Here is a 16616-nt window from a genome sequence, read left to right as displayed (position 1 = left end):
ATCGAGGGAGGGAGCAGGGTGAACAGACTGACTCTTTTGACTACAAAGGATTGCCATCTGTGCGGCAGGGCGAGGGCCGACCTCGACGCGGTGGCGCGCGAGACGGGCGAGCGGTGGACCGAGGTCGACGTGGCCGACGACGCCGAGCTCGCCCGCGAGTACGGCGACCGCCTGCCGGTCGTGCTGCTCGACGGCAGGGAGCACGGCTACTGGGACGTCGACGTCGAGCGGCTCAAGCGGGACCTGGCCGCCGGAACGTGACCACGCCGCGCCGGCGCCGCCGTGCGCGCGGTCGGCGGATCGGAGCGCCCCGCGCTCGGACGCCGCCCTCACTCGCGGCACTCCGCGCGACACGCCCTGTGACGCGCCGAAGCACACCGGTTAGCGGGCATGTGTCTTGTTTCGGGGCAAAATGGTGCCGACGGCTACTCGCCGGGCGAGACCGAACGGTTCGGTACAGCTGAGCGCTGCTCAGTGTTACGGGGGTGTACCGGATCGGCCGCCCGGCAGTAGCCGCGACCATGTCCGGCGATCGGGCCGTCGGGCCCGGGCGCCGATCGCCTGCGCGGCCCGATCCGGCTTCGGGCCCGGCCGCCGCGGATCGGCCCGCGGCCGACGTGAGCGCCGTCGCATCCCGCAGGGGCCCGCGTTCGGCGCCGCCGGTTAGCACTGCCTACGCGATCCCCCCTCCGGCCGAAGTCTTAAGCTGAGTAACTCACAAGAGCTGTGCGCCACACGGCGAAGACATCGACCCCGGCGGATGCGGCGGGAACGCTCCGGCGAACGCGGGCCCGCCCGCACCCGCACGCACAACGGCCACGCGCAACAGCACAGGCGGCGAGAGACCTGGAGTTCCATTGACGACCACCGGCGAAGGCACCGAGCAGCAGGCCCCCGCGAACCCCTACCTCACCACGGCCGCCGACCTCCCGGCCGCCACCGTCAGGCGCCTGCCCGAATACCTTCGCGCCCTCAGCACCCTCACCGACGCCGGAGTCGACACCGTCTCCTCCGAGACCCTCGCCGCCGCCACCGGCGTCAACTCCGCGATGCTCCGCAAGGACCTCTCCCAGCTCGGGGCGACCGGCATGCGCGGCGTCGGCTACAACGTGGCCGCGCTCGCCTCCTACATCGCGGGCGTGCTCGGACTCACGAAAGACTCCCGCGTCGCCATCATCGGCCTCGGCCACCTGGGGCAGGCCCTCGCCCGCTACCCCGGATTCTCCGAACGCGGCTTCGACATCGTTGGCCTCTTCGACGCCGACCCGGGCATCATAGGGAAGGACCTCGACGGCCTGACCGTGCGCGACGTCGCCCACCTGGCCGCCGCGATCCGTGACGAAGGCATCAACATAGGGGTGATCGCCACACCTGAAGCGGCCGCGCAACACGTGGCCGATCTCCTCGTCCATGCTGGGGTCACGAGCATTCTCAACTTCGCGCCATGCGTGCTCGCCGTGCCGAAGGGCGTGGCGGTCCGCAAAGTGGACCTGGCCGTCGAGTTGCAGATCCTGTCATTCCACGAACACCACAAGACGCTCAGACGTCAAGAGACGGGAACGGTGAAGTGAACCTCCTGGTAGTCGGCATCTCGCACCGGAGCGCCGCGGTGGAGACCCTCGAACGGCTCGCGGTGGACGCCGAGGCGGGCGCGCGCTTGGCCGAGCGGCTCCTCGCCGGCGGCGAGGTCCGCGAGGCGGTGGTCCTCTCGACCTGCAACCGCGTCGAGGTCTACGCCGCCGCCGCCGGCTTCCACGGCGCCCTCTCCGCGATCGTCGACGAGCTGCACGAGCTGTGGGGGTACGCCGAGACCGAGGCCGCCCTCGACTTCGCCTCCTGCGGCTACGTCCGCCACGGCGCCGACGCCGTCGCCCACGTCTTCCGCGTCGCCGCGGGCCTGGACTCCATGGTCGCCGGCGAGCCCCAGATCCTCGGGCAGCTGCGCGACGCCTACGAGACCGCCCGCGAGGCCGACCTGGTCGGCCGCCACCTGCACGAACTGTTCCAGCAGGCCCTGCGCGTCGGCAAGCGCGTCCACGCCGAGACCGACGTCGACGCCGCCGCGCCCTCGGTCGTCACCGCCGCCCTCGACCTCGCGCGGACCGCGCTCGGCAAGCCGCTGGACGAGGCCGACGCCGCCGTCGTCGGCGCCGGCGCCATGGGCGGCCTCGCCACCGCCACGCTCGCTCGCGCGGGGACCGCGACGCTCGCCGTCGCCAACCGCGACCGCGGCAAGGCCCGCCGCCTCGCCGCCGAGCACGGCGCCGTCGTCGCCGCGTACGACGACCTCGCCTCGCTCGCCTCCGGCGTGGACCTGCTGGTGTGCGCCACCGCCGCGACCGCGCCCGTCATCGAGGCCGCCACGCTGGAGCGCCGCCGCTCGGCGCTGGTGATCTGCGACCTCGCGCTGCCCCGCGACGTCGCCGAGGAGGTCGCCGGGCTCGACGGGGTCACCGTCATCGACATCGCCGAGATCCAGCGCTCCGAGACCGCCGGGGCCGGAGCCGAGACCCTCGCCCACGTCGAGCGGCTCATCGCCGAGGAGATCGAGGCCTACGACGAGAGCCTCCGCGCCGACGCCGTCACGCCCACCGTCGCGGCCCTGCGGGCCACCGCCGCCGACATCGTCGAGGCCGAGCTGGCCCGCGTCGCCCGCCGCGGCGACTTCACCGACGACCAGCGCGCCGAGGTCGCCCGCACCGTCCACCGCGTCGTCCAGCGGCTGCTGCACGAGCCGACCGTCCGCGTCCGCGAGCTCGCCGGGCAGCCCGGCGCCCCCGACTACGCCAAGGCGCTGCGCGAGCTGTTCGCGCTCACGCCCGCCGCGCTCGCCGATCCCCGCGACACCGCCCTCGCCGAAGCCTTGAAAGTCAAGCCGGAAGGCAGTGCCAAATGATCCGTGTCGGTACCAGAGCCTCGAAGCTGGCGCTCGCCCAGAGCGGGATGGTCGCCGAGGAGCTCGCCCGCGTCTCGGGCGAGGACGTCGAGCTCGTGGAGATCAAGACCACAGGCGACGGCACGACCGTGCCGGTCGCCCAGCTCGGCGTCGGCGTCTTCGTCAACCAACTGCGCGAAGCGCTGGAGCGCGAGGAGATCGACATCGCCGTCCACTCCTACAAGGACCTGCCGACCGCCCAGCCCGAGCACCTGGTCGTCAGCGTCCCGCCGCGCGCCGACCCGCGCGACGTCCTCATCGCCTCCGGCGGCCGCACCCTCGCCGAACTCGAGCCCGGCAGCCGCATCGGCACCGGCTCGCCGCGGCGCATCAGCCAGCTGCTCGCCCTCGGGCGCGGCTTCGAGTGCGTCCCGATCCGCGGCAACATCGACACCCGCATGGGCCGCGTCGGCGACGACCTCGACGCGGTCGTCCTCGCCGCCGCCGGGCTCAAGCGGGTAGGCCGAGCGGGTGACGTGAGCGAATACCTCGACCCGCTGGTGATGCTTCCCGCACCGGCACAAGGGGCATTGGCGGTCGAATGCCGCAAAGCGGACAAGACATCCGCGCGTATTTCGAGTATGCTCAACGACCGGTACTCACAAGCCGCGGTCGCCGCCGAGCGCGGCCTCCTGGAACGCCTCGAAGCCGGATGCAGCGCCCCGGTCGCCGCACTCGCCGACGTCTCAGAGGGCTCATCGCCCGGCAAGATCGACCTGTACCTGCGGGGGGCGGTCGGCGAAGTCGACGGCAGCTCGGTCGAACGACTCTCGACCACCGCCACGCTCGCCGACGCGGCGGGCGAGGAGCTGACCGCCGAAGCCGCCGACGTGGGGCGGGCGCTGGCCGACGACTTGCTGAGCATTGCGAATTTACGGCTTGCACGCGCCGCCGACGGCGGCGCCGAGCGACCATTGAAATTAGACCTGTAGCTCAGACGACTGTTGATGGAGAGAACATGACCAGTGCCCGTAAGCTGGTGGGCCGCGTGCGATTCGTCGGGACCGGCCCAGGCGATCCGGGACTGCTGACCAAGCGCGCCCTCGACGCCATCAGCGAGGCCGACCGCGTCTACTACGACCGGTCCCTGCCGCAGTCGCTGATCGAGGCCGCCAAGGAGATCGCCGGCGACGACGGCAAGATCAGACTGATCGAGAACTCCCCGAGCGACCAGGGCAAGCTCATGGCCGCCGCGGCCCGCGAAGGCGAGAACATCGCCCGCCTCGTCGTCGGCGACGCCTACCCGAACCGCCTCGCCAAGGCCGAGATCAAGGCCGCCTCCGCCGAGCAGGCCCGCTTCGAGGTCATCCCCGGCATGAGCCACGCCCAGGCCGTCGCCGTGTACGCCGGGATGCCCCCCGGCGAGGTCCGCACGGTCATCGACATCGACGACATCGCCTCCCTGGAGCCGCAGGCCCTCGCCGACGCCGTCAAGCGCGGCAGCCTGACCGTCACCGCCGACGTCTCCGACCTGTCGTCCCTGCGCGACATCCTGCTCGCCGGCGGGGTCTCCGGCGAGACCGCCGTCGCCGTCACCGGCGACGCCACCGGCGAGACCGAGTACACCACCACCTCCGCCGTGGACACCTTCGTGGAGGCCGCGCTCGGCTACGCCGGGCAGGTCGTCCTCACCATCGGCCCCGGCGTCGAGGACCGGCACGAGCTGGCCTGGTGGGAGTCGCGCCCGCTGTACGGCTGGAAGGTCCTCATCCCGCGCACCAAGGAGCAGGCCGGCGTCATGTCCGAGCGCCTGCGGTCCTACGGCGCGATCCCGTGCGAGGTGCCGACCATCGCCGTCGAGCCGCCGCGCACCCCCGCCCAGATGGAGCGGTCCATCAAGGGCCTGGTCGACGGCCGCTACGCGTGGATCGTGTTCACCTCGCAGAACTCCGTCAAGGCGATCTGGGAGAAGTTCAAGGAGCACGGCCTGGACGCGCGCGCCTTCGGCGGCATCAAGATCGCCTGCATCGGCGAGGCCACCGCGGACAAGGTGCGCGAGTTCGGCATCGAGCCCGAGCTCCTGCCCTCGGGGCAGCAGACCTCCGAAGGGCTGCTCGAGGTCTTCCCCCCGCACGACCCGGTCCTGGACATGGTCGGGCGCGTGCTGCTGCCGCGGGCCGACATCGCCACCGAGACGCTCGTGTCCGGGCTGACCGAGCGCGGCTGGGAGGTCGACGACGTCACCGCCTACCGGACGGTGCGCGCCTCGCCGCCCGCCGCCGAGATCCGCGACGCGATCAAGTCCGGCGGCTTCGACGCGGTCCTGTTCACCTCGTCCTCGACGGTGCGCAACCTCGTCGGCATCGCCGGCAAGCCGCACCAGCGGACCGTCGTGGCCTGCATCGGGCCGCACACCGCCGACACCGCGATCGAGTTCGGGCTGCGCGTGGACGCCAAGCCCGAGAACGCCTCGGTCCCGGATCTCATCGAATCACTCGCCGAATACGCCGTGGAGCTGCGCAAGCGCCTCGCCGAAGGTCCGATCAAGACCCGGCGCGGCCAGAAGGTGCAGGGGCCCACGGCGCTGAGGTTCCGTTAAGCCGTAAGGAGATGGCCGCAGTGCCGCGCAACGAACCCGCCTTTCCGACGATCCGTCCCAGGCGGCTGCGCCGCACTGCGGCCATTCGCCGTCTGGTCGCCGAGACCCGCGTGCATCCCGCGGATCTGGTGCTGCCCTTGTTCGTCAAGGAGGGCCTGGGCGAGCCGAGGCCGATCGCCTCGATGCCGGGAGTGTGGCAGCACACTGTGGACTCGGCGCGCAAGCTCGCCGTGGAGGCCCGGCGGGCGGGCATCGGCGGGCTGATGCCCTTCGGCGTCCCGGAGCGGCGCGACGCGATCGGCTCGGCCGCGACGGACCCGGACGGGATCCTCAATGTCGTGACCAGGGCGATCCGCGATGAGATCGGCGACGAGCTGGTGCTCATCCCGGACCTGTGCCTGGACGAGTTCACCGACCACGGCCACTGCGGTGTGCTGCAGGCGGACGGGACGGTCGACAACGACGCGACGCTGGAGCGCTACGCCGAGATGGGCGAGCGCCTGGCCGAAGCTGGCGCGGACCTGCTCGGGGCCTCGGGGATGATGGACGGCCAGATCGGCTACGTCCGGGCCGCGCTCGACCGGACCGGGCACAGCGACACCGGGCTGCTCGCCTACGCCGCCAAGTACTCCAGTGCCTTCTACGGGCCGTTCCGCGAGGCGGTGGAGTCGCAGTTGCAGGGCGACCGGCGCACCTACCAGCAGGACCCGCCGAACGCGACCGAGGCGCTGCGCGAGATCGAACTCGACGTGGCCGAAGGGGCGGACATCGTGATGGTGAAGCCGGCGCTGCCCTATCTGGACATCGTGCGGGCGGCGGCGGACCACTCCCCGGTGCCGGTGGCGGCCTACCACATCTCAGGCGAGTACGCGCAGATCGCAGCGGCGGCCGAACGCGGCTGGATCGATCGTGACGCGGCGATCCTGGAGAGCCTGACGAGCATCAAGCGGGCCGGAGCGGGCATCATCGCCACCTACGCCGCGATCGACGCGGCGAACCTCCTGCGCTTATGGAATCGATCTTCATCGATTACTTAGTGGGGGGTCGGACCTCCCTATCATGGCCGTATGACTGAGCGACGGCCCGACGCCCACATCAGTCTCCGGCCGCTCCGGCTGCGGGCGGTGATGACGCAAGAGGAGCTCGCACGCAAAGCGGGAGTGGGGGCGCGGACGATCCGCGACATCGAGTCGGGGCGGGTACGGCCGCAGGCGAAGACGCTGCGCCTGCTCGCCGAGGCTCTGGGCGTGGATGAGCGCGAGCTGGCGCCGACCGGCGTCCTCGACCCCCCGCTTCCGGTGGCGCCGCGCGAGTTGCCCAGGGCCCTGTCGACCTTCGCCGGACGCGAACGGTACCTGGAGGCGCTCGGCGCCGCGGTCGAAGCGGGCGCCGCCGTCGTCGCGGTCCACGGCATGGCCGGAGTCGGCAAGACCTCCCTGGCCGTGTGGGCCGCCCACGTCCTCGCCCCCCGGTACCCCGACGGGCAGCTGTTCATCGACCTCCGCGGCTTCTCGCCCGCGCCCGGTCCGCGCCCGAGCCTCGAATCGGTCTTGGCGCGCGTGCTGCGCTGCCTCGGCGCCGACGCCCAGTCCGTCCCCTCCGACGTCGACGAGCTCACCGCCAGGTACCGCAGCGTCATCGCCGACCGCCGGGTCCTGCTGCTGCTCGACAACGCGACCGGCCCCGAGCAGGTGGAGGCGCTGCTGCCCGGAACGGCGGGAAGCCTGGTGGTGGCGACCAGCCGCCACGATCTGTCGGCGCTGGCCGGAGCGCACTCGGTGGCGCTGGAGCCGCCGCCGATGCCCGAGGCCGTGGCGATGCTCGCCGCCGCCGTCGTCGACCGGATCACCGCGGACGAGGCCGCGGCGATCGCCGAGCGCTGCGGCCGCCTCCCGCTCGCGATGGGCCTGGCGGCCGCCCGGCTGAGCAGCCGCCCGCAGTGGCGGGCCGAGGACCTGCTGACGCGCCTCGCCGACGAGGAGCGGCTGCTCGACGAACTGGACATGGGACACCGGGGCGTCGCCGCCGCCCTGCGCGCCTCCTACCTCGAACTCGAAGGCGACCAGCGGCGCCTGCTGCGGCGGCTCAGCCTCGTCCACGGCGACGACGTCGACGCCTTCGCGGCCTCGGCGCTGTGCGGCGCGAGCCCGCAGCGGGCCGAGGCGATGCTCGAATCGCTGGTGGACGTCCATCTCGCCGAGACCCGGACCCCGGGGCGGTACCGGCTGCACGACCTGGTGCGCCTGTTCGCGGCCCGAGTCGCCGCGCGGGAGGAGACCCGAGGCGACCTGGACGCGGCGTTCGCCCGGCTGGTCGAGTGCTACCTGCACTTCGCGTTCCAGGCGGCGGCGCGGCTGCATCCGAACAAGCGCCGCTTCACCGGGGGCGCGGCCGACCACGACGCGGGCCTCCCCGGTTTCGCCGACCAGCCCGCCGCGCTGTCGTGGTTCCAGTCCGAACGGGGCAATCTGGAGGCGGCGGTGGTCGCGGCCGAGCGCGCCGACCTGACCGAGCAGGCCTGGCATCTGGCGACCGCGTTCAACGCGTTCTTCGTGCACGACCCGGACGCCGGGCCGCACGCCGAGGTCAACCGGATCGCCTTCGACATCGCCCGCCGCACCGCCGACCGCCGGAAGGAGGCCTTCACGCTCGGCGACTCGGGCCGCCAGCTGCTGGCGGCGGGCAGGCACCGGGAGGCGATCGTGTGCCTGGAGCGGTCCGTCGTGCTCAAACGCGACCTGGGCGAGTACGGCGACGCGGCGTTGACGCTGGCCAACATCGGCGTCCTGCATCGCCGGTCCGGCCGGTTCGCCGAATCGGTCGAGGTGCACCGGGCGGCGCTGGCGCAGGCCGAGGAGGCCGCCGACGAGGCCGCGGCGGCGCTCATCCGGACGAACATGGTGGTCCCGCTGCTGCGGCTCGGACGCTTCGACGAAGCCGAGTGCCTGCTGGCGGCGGCAGAGAGCCGCCTCGACGCGGGAGACGAGCACAACCGCATCCGCATCGAGGTCTTCCGCGGGGTGCTGGCCCGCGAGCGCGGGGACGCGGCGGCGGCCGTGGCCGCTCATACCGAATGCCTGAAGGCCTACCGCGGCGAAGGAGTCACGGCCGACGTGACCGCCACGCTCATCGAGCTGGGCGAGGACCTGCTGCGCTCGGGGCGGGGCGCCGAGGCGGCCGGCCACCTCGACCGGGCCGTCTCGTACGCGGTGCGGCTCGCCGACCCTTCGTTGGAGCGCTCCACCCGGAACGCGCTCGGTCGCGCGCTGACCGCCTCCGGTCGCCCCGAGGAGGCGGAGGCCCACCACCGGCGGGCGGCGGACCTGGCCGAGGTCCACGAGGACGCCTACGAACTGGCACGGGCCCACCACGGCCTGGCCGACGCGCGCAGACGATCGGGCGACGCGGCCGCGGAGCGGCGCCATCTGGAACTGGCCGCCCGCGGATACGCCGACTGCGGTGTGCCCGAGGCCGAGGCGATCGCCATGCGGCTCTAGCGGCCCGGAGGATCGGCGGCGGGACACCGGCGGGAAACCGGCGGCCGCTCGGCCGCCGGTCGCGGACGAAATCGCATCAGGACGGCTCTCACCAGCCGAAACGGGCGCCGGTCGCGACGGTCGCCCGGAAAACAGTGTCTGTCCTCACCGGAACGGTCGGCATAGCCTGGCGGTGGCCGGATCGGTCCGGCCGAAGCCAACACCCGAAAGGACAGGCGCGATGTCGACCATCTTCGAACGAAAGTCTAAGACGCGCACCATGACCGCGATCGCCGCGGTCGCCGCCGCCACCGCGGCCGGGGCGTTCTCGATCCAGACGGCCGCTGCCGACGAAACCGATCACGAAGCGGCGCAGGCCTGCAGCTGGGAAGCCCTTCCGATCCCCGAGGGGCTCCGGACCACGCAGGTCACCGGTATGAGCGACGACGGCTCGGTCATCGCCTACCAGGCGCTGCCGGTGGTCCAGAACGGACCCGAGGACTGGGTGAACTTTCCCCACCTCTACGCGGGCGGCGAGGCAACCGAGGTGCGGATGCCCGGCGAATACCCGGAGCTGCTGGACGTGAACTCGGCCGAAGTCGCCGTCGGTTTGTCATATGTAGACAGTGCCTATGTTCCCTACGTCTGGCGCGACGGCGAGCTCGACGTACTGCCGAGCGCCGGATCCGCCCAGGCCAGGGGCATCAACGAGGACGGCGACATCGTCGGTGTCGACCAGCGCAGGCCGGTCCTCTGGCCCGCCGACGGGTCCGGGCCGGTCGAACTGCCGCTGCCCGACGGCGCCGAGAGCGGCACCGCCCACGACATCGGCTACGACGGCACCGTCGTCGGGGCGGTGTACGACGAGAACGGCACCGCCAAGGCCTACACCTGGCGTCCGGACGCCTCCGGCGACCACGTCGGCGGCGAGCTGCCGTTGCCGCCCGCGGCCGACCCCGCGGATCACTGGACGGGGATCGCCTGGGACATCAACGGCGACTGGGCCTCCGGACACTTCTACAGCCCGGGGACCGGCTCGAGGGCACAGGGCATCCGCTGGAACCTCGCCGACGGCACCGCCGAGATGACCGAGCTGAACCGCCAGGTCGCCGTCAGCGCCGACGGCACGGTCGCCGGATACCACCCCGACACCGACAACGCCGCCTACCAGGACGGCGACACGGTCGTCGAGCTCCCCGGCGTCGACTCCGACGTCGACCTTCCGCGGGACGTGGCCGTCGAGATCAGCGCCGACGGCTCACTGATCGCCGGGAACCTCTACGTCCGCCAGGACGCCGACGGCTCGTACGTGCAGAACGCCGTGATCTGGACCTGCGAGTGAACGCTGTGACGGCGATCGGGAGACCGGACATGAGAGCGCACTCCTCGCGTGATTCCCGCGACGGCGACGGTGACGAGCGATTCGACGACGTGGCCTTCGAGTCGGCGTACGCCCAGGACCGGCACACCCTCGAACGCGAGCTGGCGCGGGTCTTCGAGCGCATACGGCACGAGCTCAGGGAGCGGGGCGTTGACCCGCCCGAGCGGCGTTGAGCGAGCACTGCGGCCATGAGCGGATACATCGAACAGACCGACCATCTCGCGGCGATCGCGGAACGGATGGATCAATTCGAGAAGGCCCTGGTGAAGCGGTGGAGGCGCGAGATCGCCGAGCGAGTCAACAGCGACGAGCCGATCGTCACCAGCATCGTGCGCAACACCTTCGGCAACCCGGTGCCGGGGTACCTCGCGGGCCAGTTCACGAGCGCGGAATGGTCCGCGCACAAGACGTACTGCGGCACCATGCCGCACTATCTGGAAGGAGGCGACCCCGGCGACGCGGGCCGATGCGAGGGCTGGCTCGATCCCAACGGGCAGCCGGTCGAGGTGGAGAACAGCAGCGGCGAGATGGTCGCGATCGGGCCGAAGATCGACTGCCCGCTCGACGCGGCACTGGCGATGGTCGACCAATGGGCGGTGCAGGAGCGGTCGGCGATCGAGCCGAGCATCCCGAAGTTCCAGGGGCACGACGTCGCCAAGCTCGAATCCGCTTACGACGCGGCCAAGAAGCTGCGCGAGGCCACGCTCGCCGAATACACCGACGTCGACATCAGCCAGGGAGGCCACCGCGACCTTGCCGGCGGCGGTGACCTTCCCGGCACGGTCGCCAAGATCTGGTCGAAGGACAGCGAGAGCCGCGACTGGTGGGTCGGGTGGACCGGGCTGGCGGCCGACCACGTCAGAGGGAACTTCTGCACCTCCGCCGGGCCGACCCTGATGAACCACTCGGTCATCGCGACCGCGCTGGGGAACCTCGTGACCACGCGCGCCGCGATCATCGAAGCGGGACGCAACAATGGCCTGCATCTGATCGAGCGGGCCACGGCCGCGCTCGGGGAGGTCGATGCGAGCCCGTTCACCGAGACCGAGGGCTGGAAGTCGGTGCAGTCGGGGCTCGACGCCTTCTCACTGTGGAGCGCCCTGGGCGGGCCGCTGCCCAAAGCGGTCGCTGCGGCGCTCAAGCTGCTGCAGTTCCTGGGCGACAAGTGGTTCGCCGAGGTCGAGGCGCACACCTTCGCCGATGCGATGGTCGACATCGTGACCGGCCTGGTCGACGGTTTCATCGAGTTGAACGACCAACTCGACGAACAGGAGGCGCAGTACCGCGAGGCCGCCGCGTCCGCGATGGAGGCCATCAACGATGCCGCGAGCTTCGACCTCGAGCTCTACGACCTCACCGAGAACACCCCGGGCGGCACCGACAGCGCCGGTTCGGCCGAGGGCTACACCGTCGACATCAGCAACGTGCTGACCCTCGCCGAGCACTGCGAGTTGGCCGGGGAGGACTACGAAGGCCTGCTGCGGCATTTCGAAGACCTGTTCGACGCCGAGCCGCACCTGGCCGACAAGGACGGTGATCCGACTGCAGCCGACAAGGATGTGAAGCAGATGTTCGCCGATTTCAAGGGCTTCGTCAAGACGACCTCGGCCCGGTACTACCTCGCCCACGAGGAGATCCGGGCGGCCGCCGAGGCCTACGCGCAGGTCGACGAGGACTCGGCCGCCGCCGTCGAGCGGACCTTGGACAGCTGGGACCGGAGCGGCGTCGGAGAGGTCGACCCAGGATTCGATGTGGACAGGGCCGCGCGGCCCACCGAACGCGACGAGGACGCCAGCGACAACCCGTACAACGGCGAACTCGACGGCGATCCCAACTACTACACCGAATTGAACCTGCCTCGGTAGTGCGGACGCTCCAGGGGCGCGGGCGAAGCCCGCGCCCCTGGAGCGTCCAGTCGAATCGGGCGCCGATGACGACCGGCTCGGGGTGCAGGCGGATGCCGAACCGCCTCTCGACCTCGTCGGCCACTTCCGTGGCGAGCGCCGGCGACTCCGCCGTCGTCGCCCCGCCCCGGTTCGTCAACGCGGGAGTGTGCTCGGTCGACGGGCCCGCCTCGCCCCTGCGGCAGCCCTTCTCGAAACCGGTCGCGCCGATGAGCCAGGCGGCAGAGACCTTCACCCCGTCTCCGCTGGGCCAGCGCGGGGCCTCGCCGCCGGCCTTCTCGGTCAAGCCCGGCAGTCGTCGGCGTCGAGCACCATGCCCTTGCCGCGCCGCAGATCCAGCACGGTCCGGCCTCACTTCGTGCCGTCGTTGCCGCCGCCTCGGCGGTGGGCCTCGGCCGCCTCGCGGATCGCGGCCAGGCCGCGCGCGATCGCGGGCTGCTCGGTGCTGCCGCGGCGCACCGCGGTGAACAGCCGCCGCGTCGGCACCGGGTTCCCGTGGATCGGGACGCGCACCACGGCGTGCTCGGCCGGGATCGGCGCCAGCCGGGAGTACAGGCTCACCCCGAAACCGGTGCACACCAGCCCGGACGCACTGGTCCAGCTGTCGGCGTGGTGGGCGACGTCCGGGGTGAATCCCGCGGCCGCCGCGGAGCTGCGGAGCAGCTGCTCCTGGTCGAGGCAGGTGGGCATGCCGACCCATTCCTCGTCCGCGGCCTCGGCCAGCGCCACGCTCTCGCGTCCGGCCAGGCGATGGCCCGCGGGCACCAGCAGGTCCTCCACGTCGTCCATGAGCAGGTGCTGCTCGAACCGCGGGTCGCTCGGCTGGGGCGTGGCGTAGGTCGGGTTGAAGACGGCGATGTCGGCGTCGCCGGCCTCCAGCCTGCGGAACGCCTCGTCCGACTCGACCGCGGCCAGGTGCAGCCGGACCCCGGGATGGTCCTCGCGCAGCCGTTTGGCGGCCGGGGCGATGAAGGCCGAGACCGTGCTGGACAGGCCGCACACCCGCAGCTCGCCCATCTGCCCTGCGGCGAGCGCGGCCAGGGCCACTTTGGCCTGTTCCCATTGGGCGTAGAGGACGTCGGCGTGCTCGAGCAGGAGCTCCGCCGCCGGGGTGAGGCGGACCCGGCGGCCGTTCGGCTCCAGCAGCCGGATGTCGGTCTCCTCGGCGAGCTGCTTGAGCTGATGCGAGACCGTCGACGGCGTGAGGTGCAGGGCGAGGGCGGTGGCGGTGACCGTGCCCTGCGTCCGCAGGACGCGGAGCGTGTGCAGCCTCGGATCGATCATTCGACAACCTCGCAAGGTCACGTGTGAAAACTTTCGTTGCTCTCGTACGATTCTAGGTCGACACTTGCCTCATGACCAACACCGAGAAGTTCTCCGGCGACCGTTGCCCGCTCTGCGAGCTGCGCATGAGCGAGGCCATGACCGTGGTGTCCCGCCACCGCACCTCCACCGGCACCGTGGTGTACGCCCGCTGCGAGTGCGGACGGCTGTCCATGTGGTTCGAGCCGTCCATGCGGATCCAGGGGGCGCCCGAGCTGCGCGTGACGGCCGGTGCGCCGGCCGGCTGACCTGATGTCGGGCGTTCCGCGTCGGGGCCGGGAGCCCTTCGGCTCCCGACCCCGACGTTCGGCCCCGGACGAGCTCCGGCCCGCGGGCCGGAGCTGGTGTGCTCTCGACACAGGGCGGCCGAGGCAGAGCAGCCCGCTCCTCCTTCGACAGCTTCGGGAGACGGGCGAGACGACCGCGCTCGGACATGGCGGATCTTCGATATCGAGACGGTTTTCACTTGAGCCGATCGGCTTCGACGGGCGGCCCCCGCTGTCCTCGACTTCTCGCAGCAGGCGGGATCGCCTGCCGGTCGACGTTCGCAGAGCGTGCAGCCCCGACAGACCCGGATCAAGCTCCAGAGGTGCCGACATCACTCGAAAGAGGTTGTCCCTAGGTTGGTAAGCAGCCCAGTCGGGTCGGGTGTGGCTGAAAGGTTGTTGCCGCGATGGTGGCTTTGCAGGACTGGCCGCCCGGTCCGGCGGGGCGCTCCGGCCACTGATTGAGATGTGCGTTCTGGTCGCTATCTAGGGACATGGAGGCGGAGTGCTCCACGGGCTGAACCGGAGAACACCAGCCTTGAGGAGGACCACCATGGATCGCATAGACCAGGCCTGGGCAGGGATCGATGTCGGTAAGACCCGCCACCACGTGGCGGTGGTCGATACCGACGGCCGCATCCTGCACTCCAAGCCCTTCGCCAACGACGAGACCGCGATCATCGAGGCCGTCAGCGAAGCCAGATCATTTGCCGCCGAACTCGTCTGGGCGGTCGACATCACCGGAACCGCGGCCAGGCTGCTGCTAGCGCTCCTGGCCGCCGAGGACCAGCATGTGGTCTACGTGCCAGGCCGCACGGTGCATCGCATGACCGGGGCATTCGCCGGTGATGCCAAGACCGATGCCCGCGACGCGTTCGTCATCGCCGAGACCGCCCGGCTGCGCCGGGACCTGACCGAGGTGGAGATCCCGGCCCAGTTGGTGGCCGATCTGGGGATGCTGACCGAGCGGCGCCGCGACATCGCCGCCGAGCGGATCCGGGCGATCAACCAGCTGCGAGACCTGCTCTCCGGAGTCTTCCCCACCCTCGAGCGGGCCTTGGATCTGGCCGGGTCCCGCGCGGGCCTGGTCCTGTTGACCGGCTTCCAGACCCCGGCGGCCATCCGCCGCCGCGGCCTCAAGCGCTTGGGAGCCTGGCTGAACCGGCACGGTATCCGCATCGATGCCGCCGAACGGTTGGCGACCAAAGCCGTCGAGGCGGCCCGGGCGCAGCGGACGGTGCTGCCCGGCGAGGATGTCGCCGCCGAACTCGTCGCCGACCTGGCCGAGGCCGTCCTCGGCTACGACGAGCGGATCGTCCGGCTCGACCGGCGGATCCGGGAAGTGTTCGAGACCCACCCGCAGTCAACGATCATCACCTCGCTGCCGGGCATGGGCCCGATCCTGGGCGCGGAGTTCATCGCCGCTGCAGGTGACCTGTCGTCCTTCGCCGACGCCGGCCACCTGGCCTCGGCAGCCGGTTTGGCCCCAGTGCCCCGTGATTCGGGTCGCCGGACCGGGAACCTGCATCGGCCAAAACGCTACAGTCGCAAGCTACGCCGGGTGTGTTACATGTCCGCGCAGGCCAGCATCGTCGCCCAAGGCCCGAGCCGGGACTACTACTTGAAGAAACGCGCCGAGGGCTGCCGTCACGTCCAGGCCCTCATCGCCCTCGCCCGCCGCAGAATCGACGTCCTCTGGGCACTCCTGCGCGACAACCGCCTCTTCACCCCCGACCCACCCGGCCTCAAGGCTTGACAAACACCATTGAGAGTCCTGCATGAGCTCCCCGGGTCCCCGCTGGAGTGATGTCGGCGAAGACCTTGACGCACGGGCCGCTTACGGATCAGGCTTGCGGCTGCCCTTGGGAGCTGAAACGATGTCGCGGTGGATGATGTCCAATGGAGGCTCCAGGCGTGTGCGCGCCGCTGGGGCCTCGAAGATCCTCGGCGTCTGGACGGAGGATGCGTTGCGGACGTCTTCGCCGTTTCGCGCATCGGCGGCGGTGAAGTCGTCCTCAAGCTGGTGAAGCCGCCCGGCCAGGCGCGAGCGGAGGCGGGAGCGCTGGCCGCATGGGCGGGCACGCGGGCCGCGGTGCGCCTCATCGAGACGGACTTCGCTCTCGGCGCGTTGCTGTTGGAGCGGATGCGACCGGGAACACCGCTGCAGGAAGGCAGTGACGACGAGGCTGTCGAGGTGGCGGCCGACCTTCTGACGAGACTGCACCGGGCCACGCCCGAGGCGCTCTCCTTCCCCACTCTCGCCGAGGCCTATCCTTCGCTTGAGGCGCAGGCACTCGATGACGTCGCCTTCGAACGGCGGGTCCGCGACGAGCCCGAGCGGGGCGATGCCGGGCTCGTCCGGATCGGCGCCGCCAGAGCCGCTGCGATGGCGCTCTGCGCCAGTGCCGACCGGCTCGTGCTGCTGCACGGCGACTTCGTGGACAAGAACATCCTCCGCGCCCGGGACGGTTATGCGGTGGTCGATCCGTCGCCGCAGGTGGGTGATCCGCACTCGGATGTCGGGTTCTTCGCGGCATACCACCGGCCGGCGAGCGCGATTCTGCAGCGGGCGGAGGCCATTGCCGAACGGATGGGGCTGGACGGGCATCGCGCACGGCGGTGGGCGGCGGTCTGGACGGTTCACCAGAGCTGCCAGGCCTGGCGGGAGGATCAGCGGTCGCTGGACGCCGTGCTGGCGGGCGATGACTTCGAGAAGCTGCTGGCGGGGCCTTGAGCGGTGTTGGGAGTTCGGAGACGGACGGAGGCCGGGAGCTGAGGCTCCCGGCCGTGAT

14 protein-coding genes and 1 pseudogene are annotated in these 16616 nt (G+C 71.3%); 13 read left to right on the top strand and 2 right to left on the bottom strand.

The window, feature by feature from the left end:
- The 10 genes from YWW_RS0109820 (at position 1) to YWW_RS37295 (ending at position 12196) form a co-directional block, all read left to right on the top strand.
- The gene (locus YWW_RS0109820) at positions 1–261 is read left to right on the top strand and encodes a glutaredoxin family protein (RefSeq protein ID WP_425402689.1); all 261 of its coding nucleotides are present in this window, start codon (positions 1–3) and stop codon (positions 259–261) included.
- A gap of 596 nt (positions 262–857) precedes the next feature.
- Entirely contained in the window at positions 858–1571 is a 714-nt protein-coding gene (locus YWW_RS29430) for a redox-sensing transcriptional repressor Rex (protein ID WP_081687323.1), read from the top strand.
- Positions 1568–2896, top strand: a complete 1329-nt coding sequence (locus YWW_RS0109810; protein ID WP_026930048.1) for a glutamyl-tRNA reductase — start codon at positions 1568–1570, stop codon at positions 2894–2896. The genes YWW_RS29430 and YWW_RS0109810 overlap by 4 nt, the downstream gene beginning before the upstream one ends.
- On the top strand, positions 2893–3867 hold the full coding sequence (gene hemC, locus YWW_RS29425; protein WP_051325605.1) for a hydroxymethylbilane synthase: 975 nt from the start codon (positions 2893–2895) through the stop codon (positions 3865–3867). The genes YWW_RS0109810 and hemC overlap by 4 nt, the downstream gene beginning before the upstream one ends.
- Positions 3868–3893: 26 nt before the next feature.
- Entirely contained in the window at positions 3894–5474 is a 1581-nt protein-coding gene (locus YWW_RS0109800; RefSeq protein WP_026929985.1) for a bifunctional uroporphyrinogen-III C-methyltransferase/uroporphyrinogen-III synthase, read from the top strand.
- 20 nt (positions 5475–5494) lie between these two features.
- Complete coding sequence (gene hemB, locus YWW_RS0109795) at positions 5495–6511, top strand: porphobilinogen synthase (RefSeq protein WP_026929984.1); 1017 nt, start codon at positions 5495–5497, stop codon at positions 6509–6511.
- 30 nt (positions 6512–6541) lie between these two features.
- Positions 6542–8971: an ATP-binding protein gene (locus tag YWW_RS0109790; RefSeq protein ID WP_081687322.1), complete on the top strand. Its 2430-nt coding sequence runs from the start codon at positions 6542–6544 to the stop codon at positions 8969–8971.
- Positions 8972–9191: 220 nt separating this feature from the next.
- Complete coding sequence (locus tag YWW_RS0109780) at positions 9192–10292, top strand: hypothetical protein (RefSeq protein ID WP_155830074.1); 1101 nt, start codon at positions 9192–9194, stop codon at positions 10290–10292.
- Between the two features lie 29 nt (positions 10293–10321).
- Positions 10322–10504: a hypothetical protein gene (locus YWW_RS0109775; RefSeq protein WP_155830072.1), complete on the top strand. Its 183-nt coding sequence runs from the start codon at positions 10322–10324 to the stop codon at positions 10502–10504.
- A 15-nt stretch (positions 10505–10519) separates the two neighbouring features.
- Positions 10520–12196, top strand: coding sequence for a hypothetical protein (locus YWW_RS37295; RefSeq protein ID WP_026929980.1), 1677 nt, complete (start codon positions 10520–10522; stop codon positions 12194–12196).
- 124 nt (positions 12197–12320) lie between these two features.
- Here YWW_RS37295 and YWW_RS37960 read toward each other — a convergent pair.
- Together YWW_RS37960 and YWW_RS0109765 are read right to left on the bottom strand one after the other, a co-directional pair.
- Positions 12321–12590: pseudogene (locus tag YWW_RS37960) on the bottom strand (hypothetical protein); the annotation flags it as partial.
- A complete protein-coding gene (locus YWW_RS0109765; RefSeq protein ID WP_026929979.1) occupies positions 12587–13519 on the bottom strand; it encodes a LysR family transcriptional regulator in 933 nt (310 codons plus the stop codon). The gene YWW_RS0109765 and the pseudogene YWW_RS37960, both read right to left, overlap by 4 nt.
- Positions 13520–13590: 71 nt before the next feature.
- Between YWW_RS0109765 and YWW_RS29420 the strand changes: the two genes are divergently transcribed.
- The 3 genes from YWW_RS29420 to YWW_RS33955 all read left to right on the top strand — a co-directional run bounded on the left by YWW_RS29420 (position 13591) and on the right by YWW_RS33955 (position 16558).
- Positions 13591–13806: a hypothetical protein gene (locus tag YWW_RS29420; RefSeq protein ID WP_035696613.1), complete on the top strand. Its 216-nt coding sequence runs from the start codon at positions 13591–13593 to the stop codon at positions 13804–13806.
- A gap of 571 nt (positions 13807–14377) precedes the next feature.
- On the top strand, positions 14378–15580 hold the full coding sequence (locus YWW_RS0109755) for an IS110 family RNA-guided transposase (RefSeq protein ID WP_035698285.1): 1203 nt from the start codon (positions 14378–14380) through the stop codon (positions 15578–15580).
- A 129-nt stretch (positions 15581–15709) separates the two neighbouring features.
- Positions 15710–16558: an aminoglycoside phosphotransferase family protein gene (locus YWW_RS33955; protein WP_051325604.1), complete on the top strand. Its 849-nt coding sequence runs from the start codon at positions 15710–15712 to the stop codon at positions 16556–16558.
- The last annotated feature ends 58 nt before the right edge of the window (positions 16559–16616 follow it).

The organism is Glycomyces tenuis DSM 44171 (assembly GCF_000427885.1).
Classification (GTDB): domain Bacteria; phylum Actinomycetota; class Actinomycetes; order Mycobacteriales; family Micromonosporaceae; genus Glycomyces; species Glycomyces tenuis.
The sequence above is the reverse complement of the archived record's forward strand: the minus strand, read 5'-3'. Positions and strand labels throughout refer to the sequence as shown.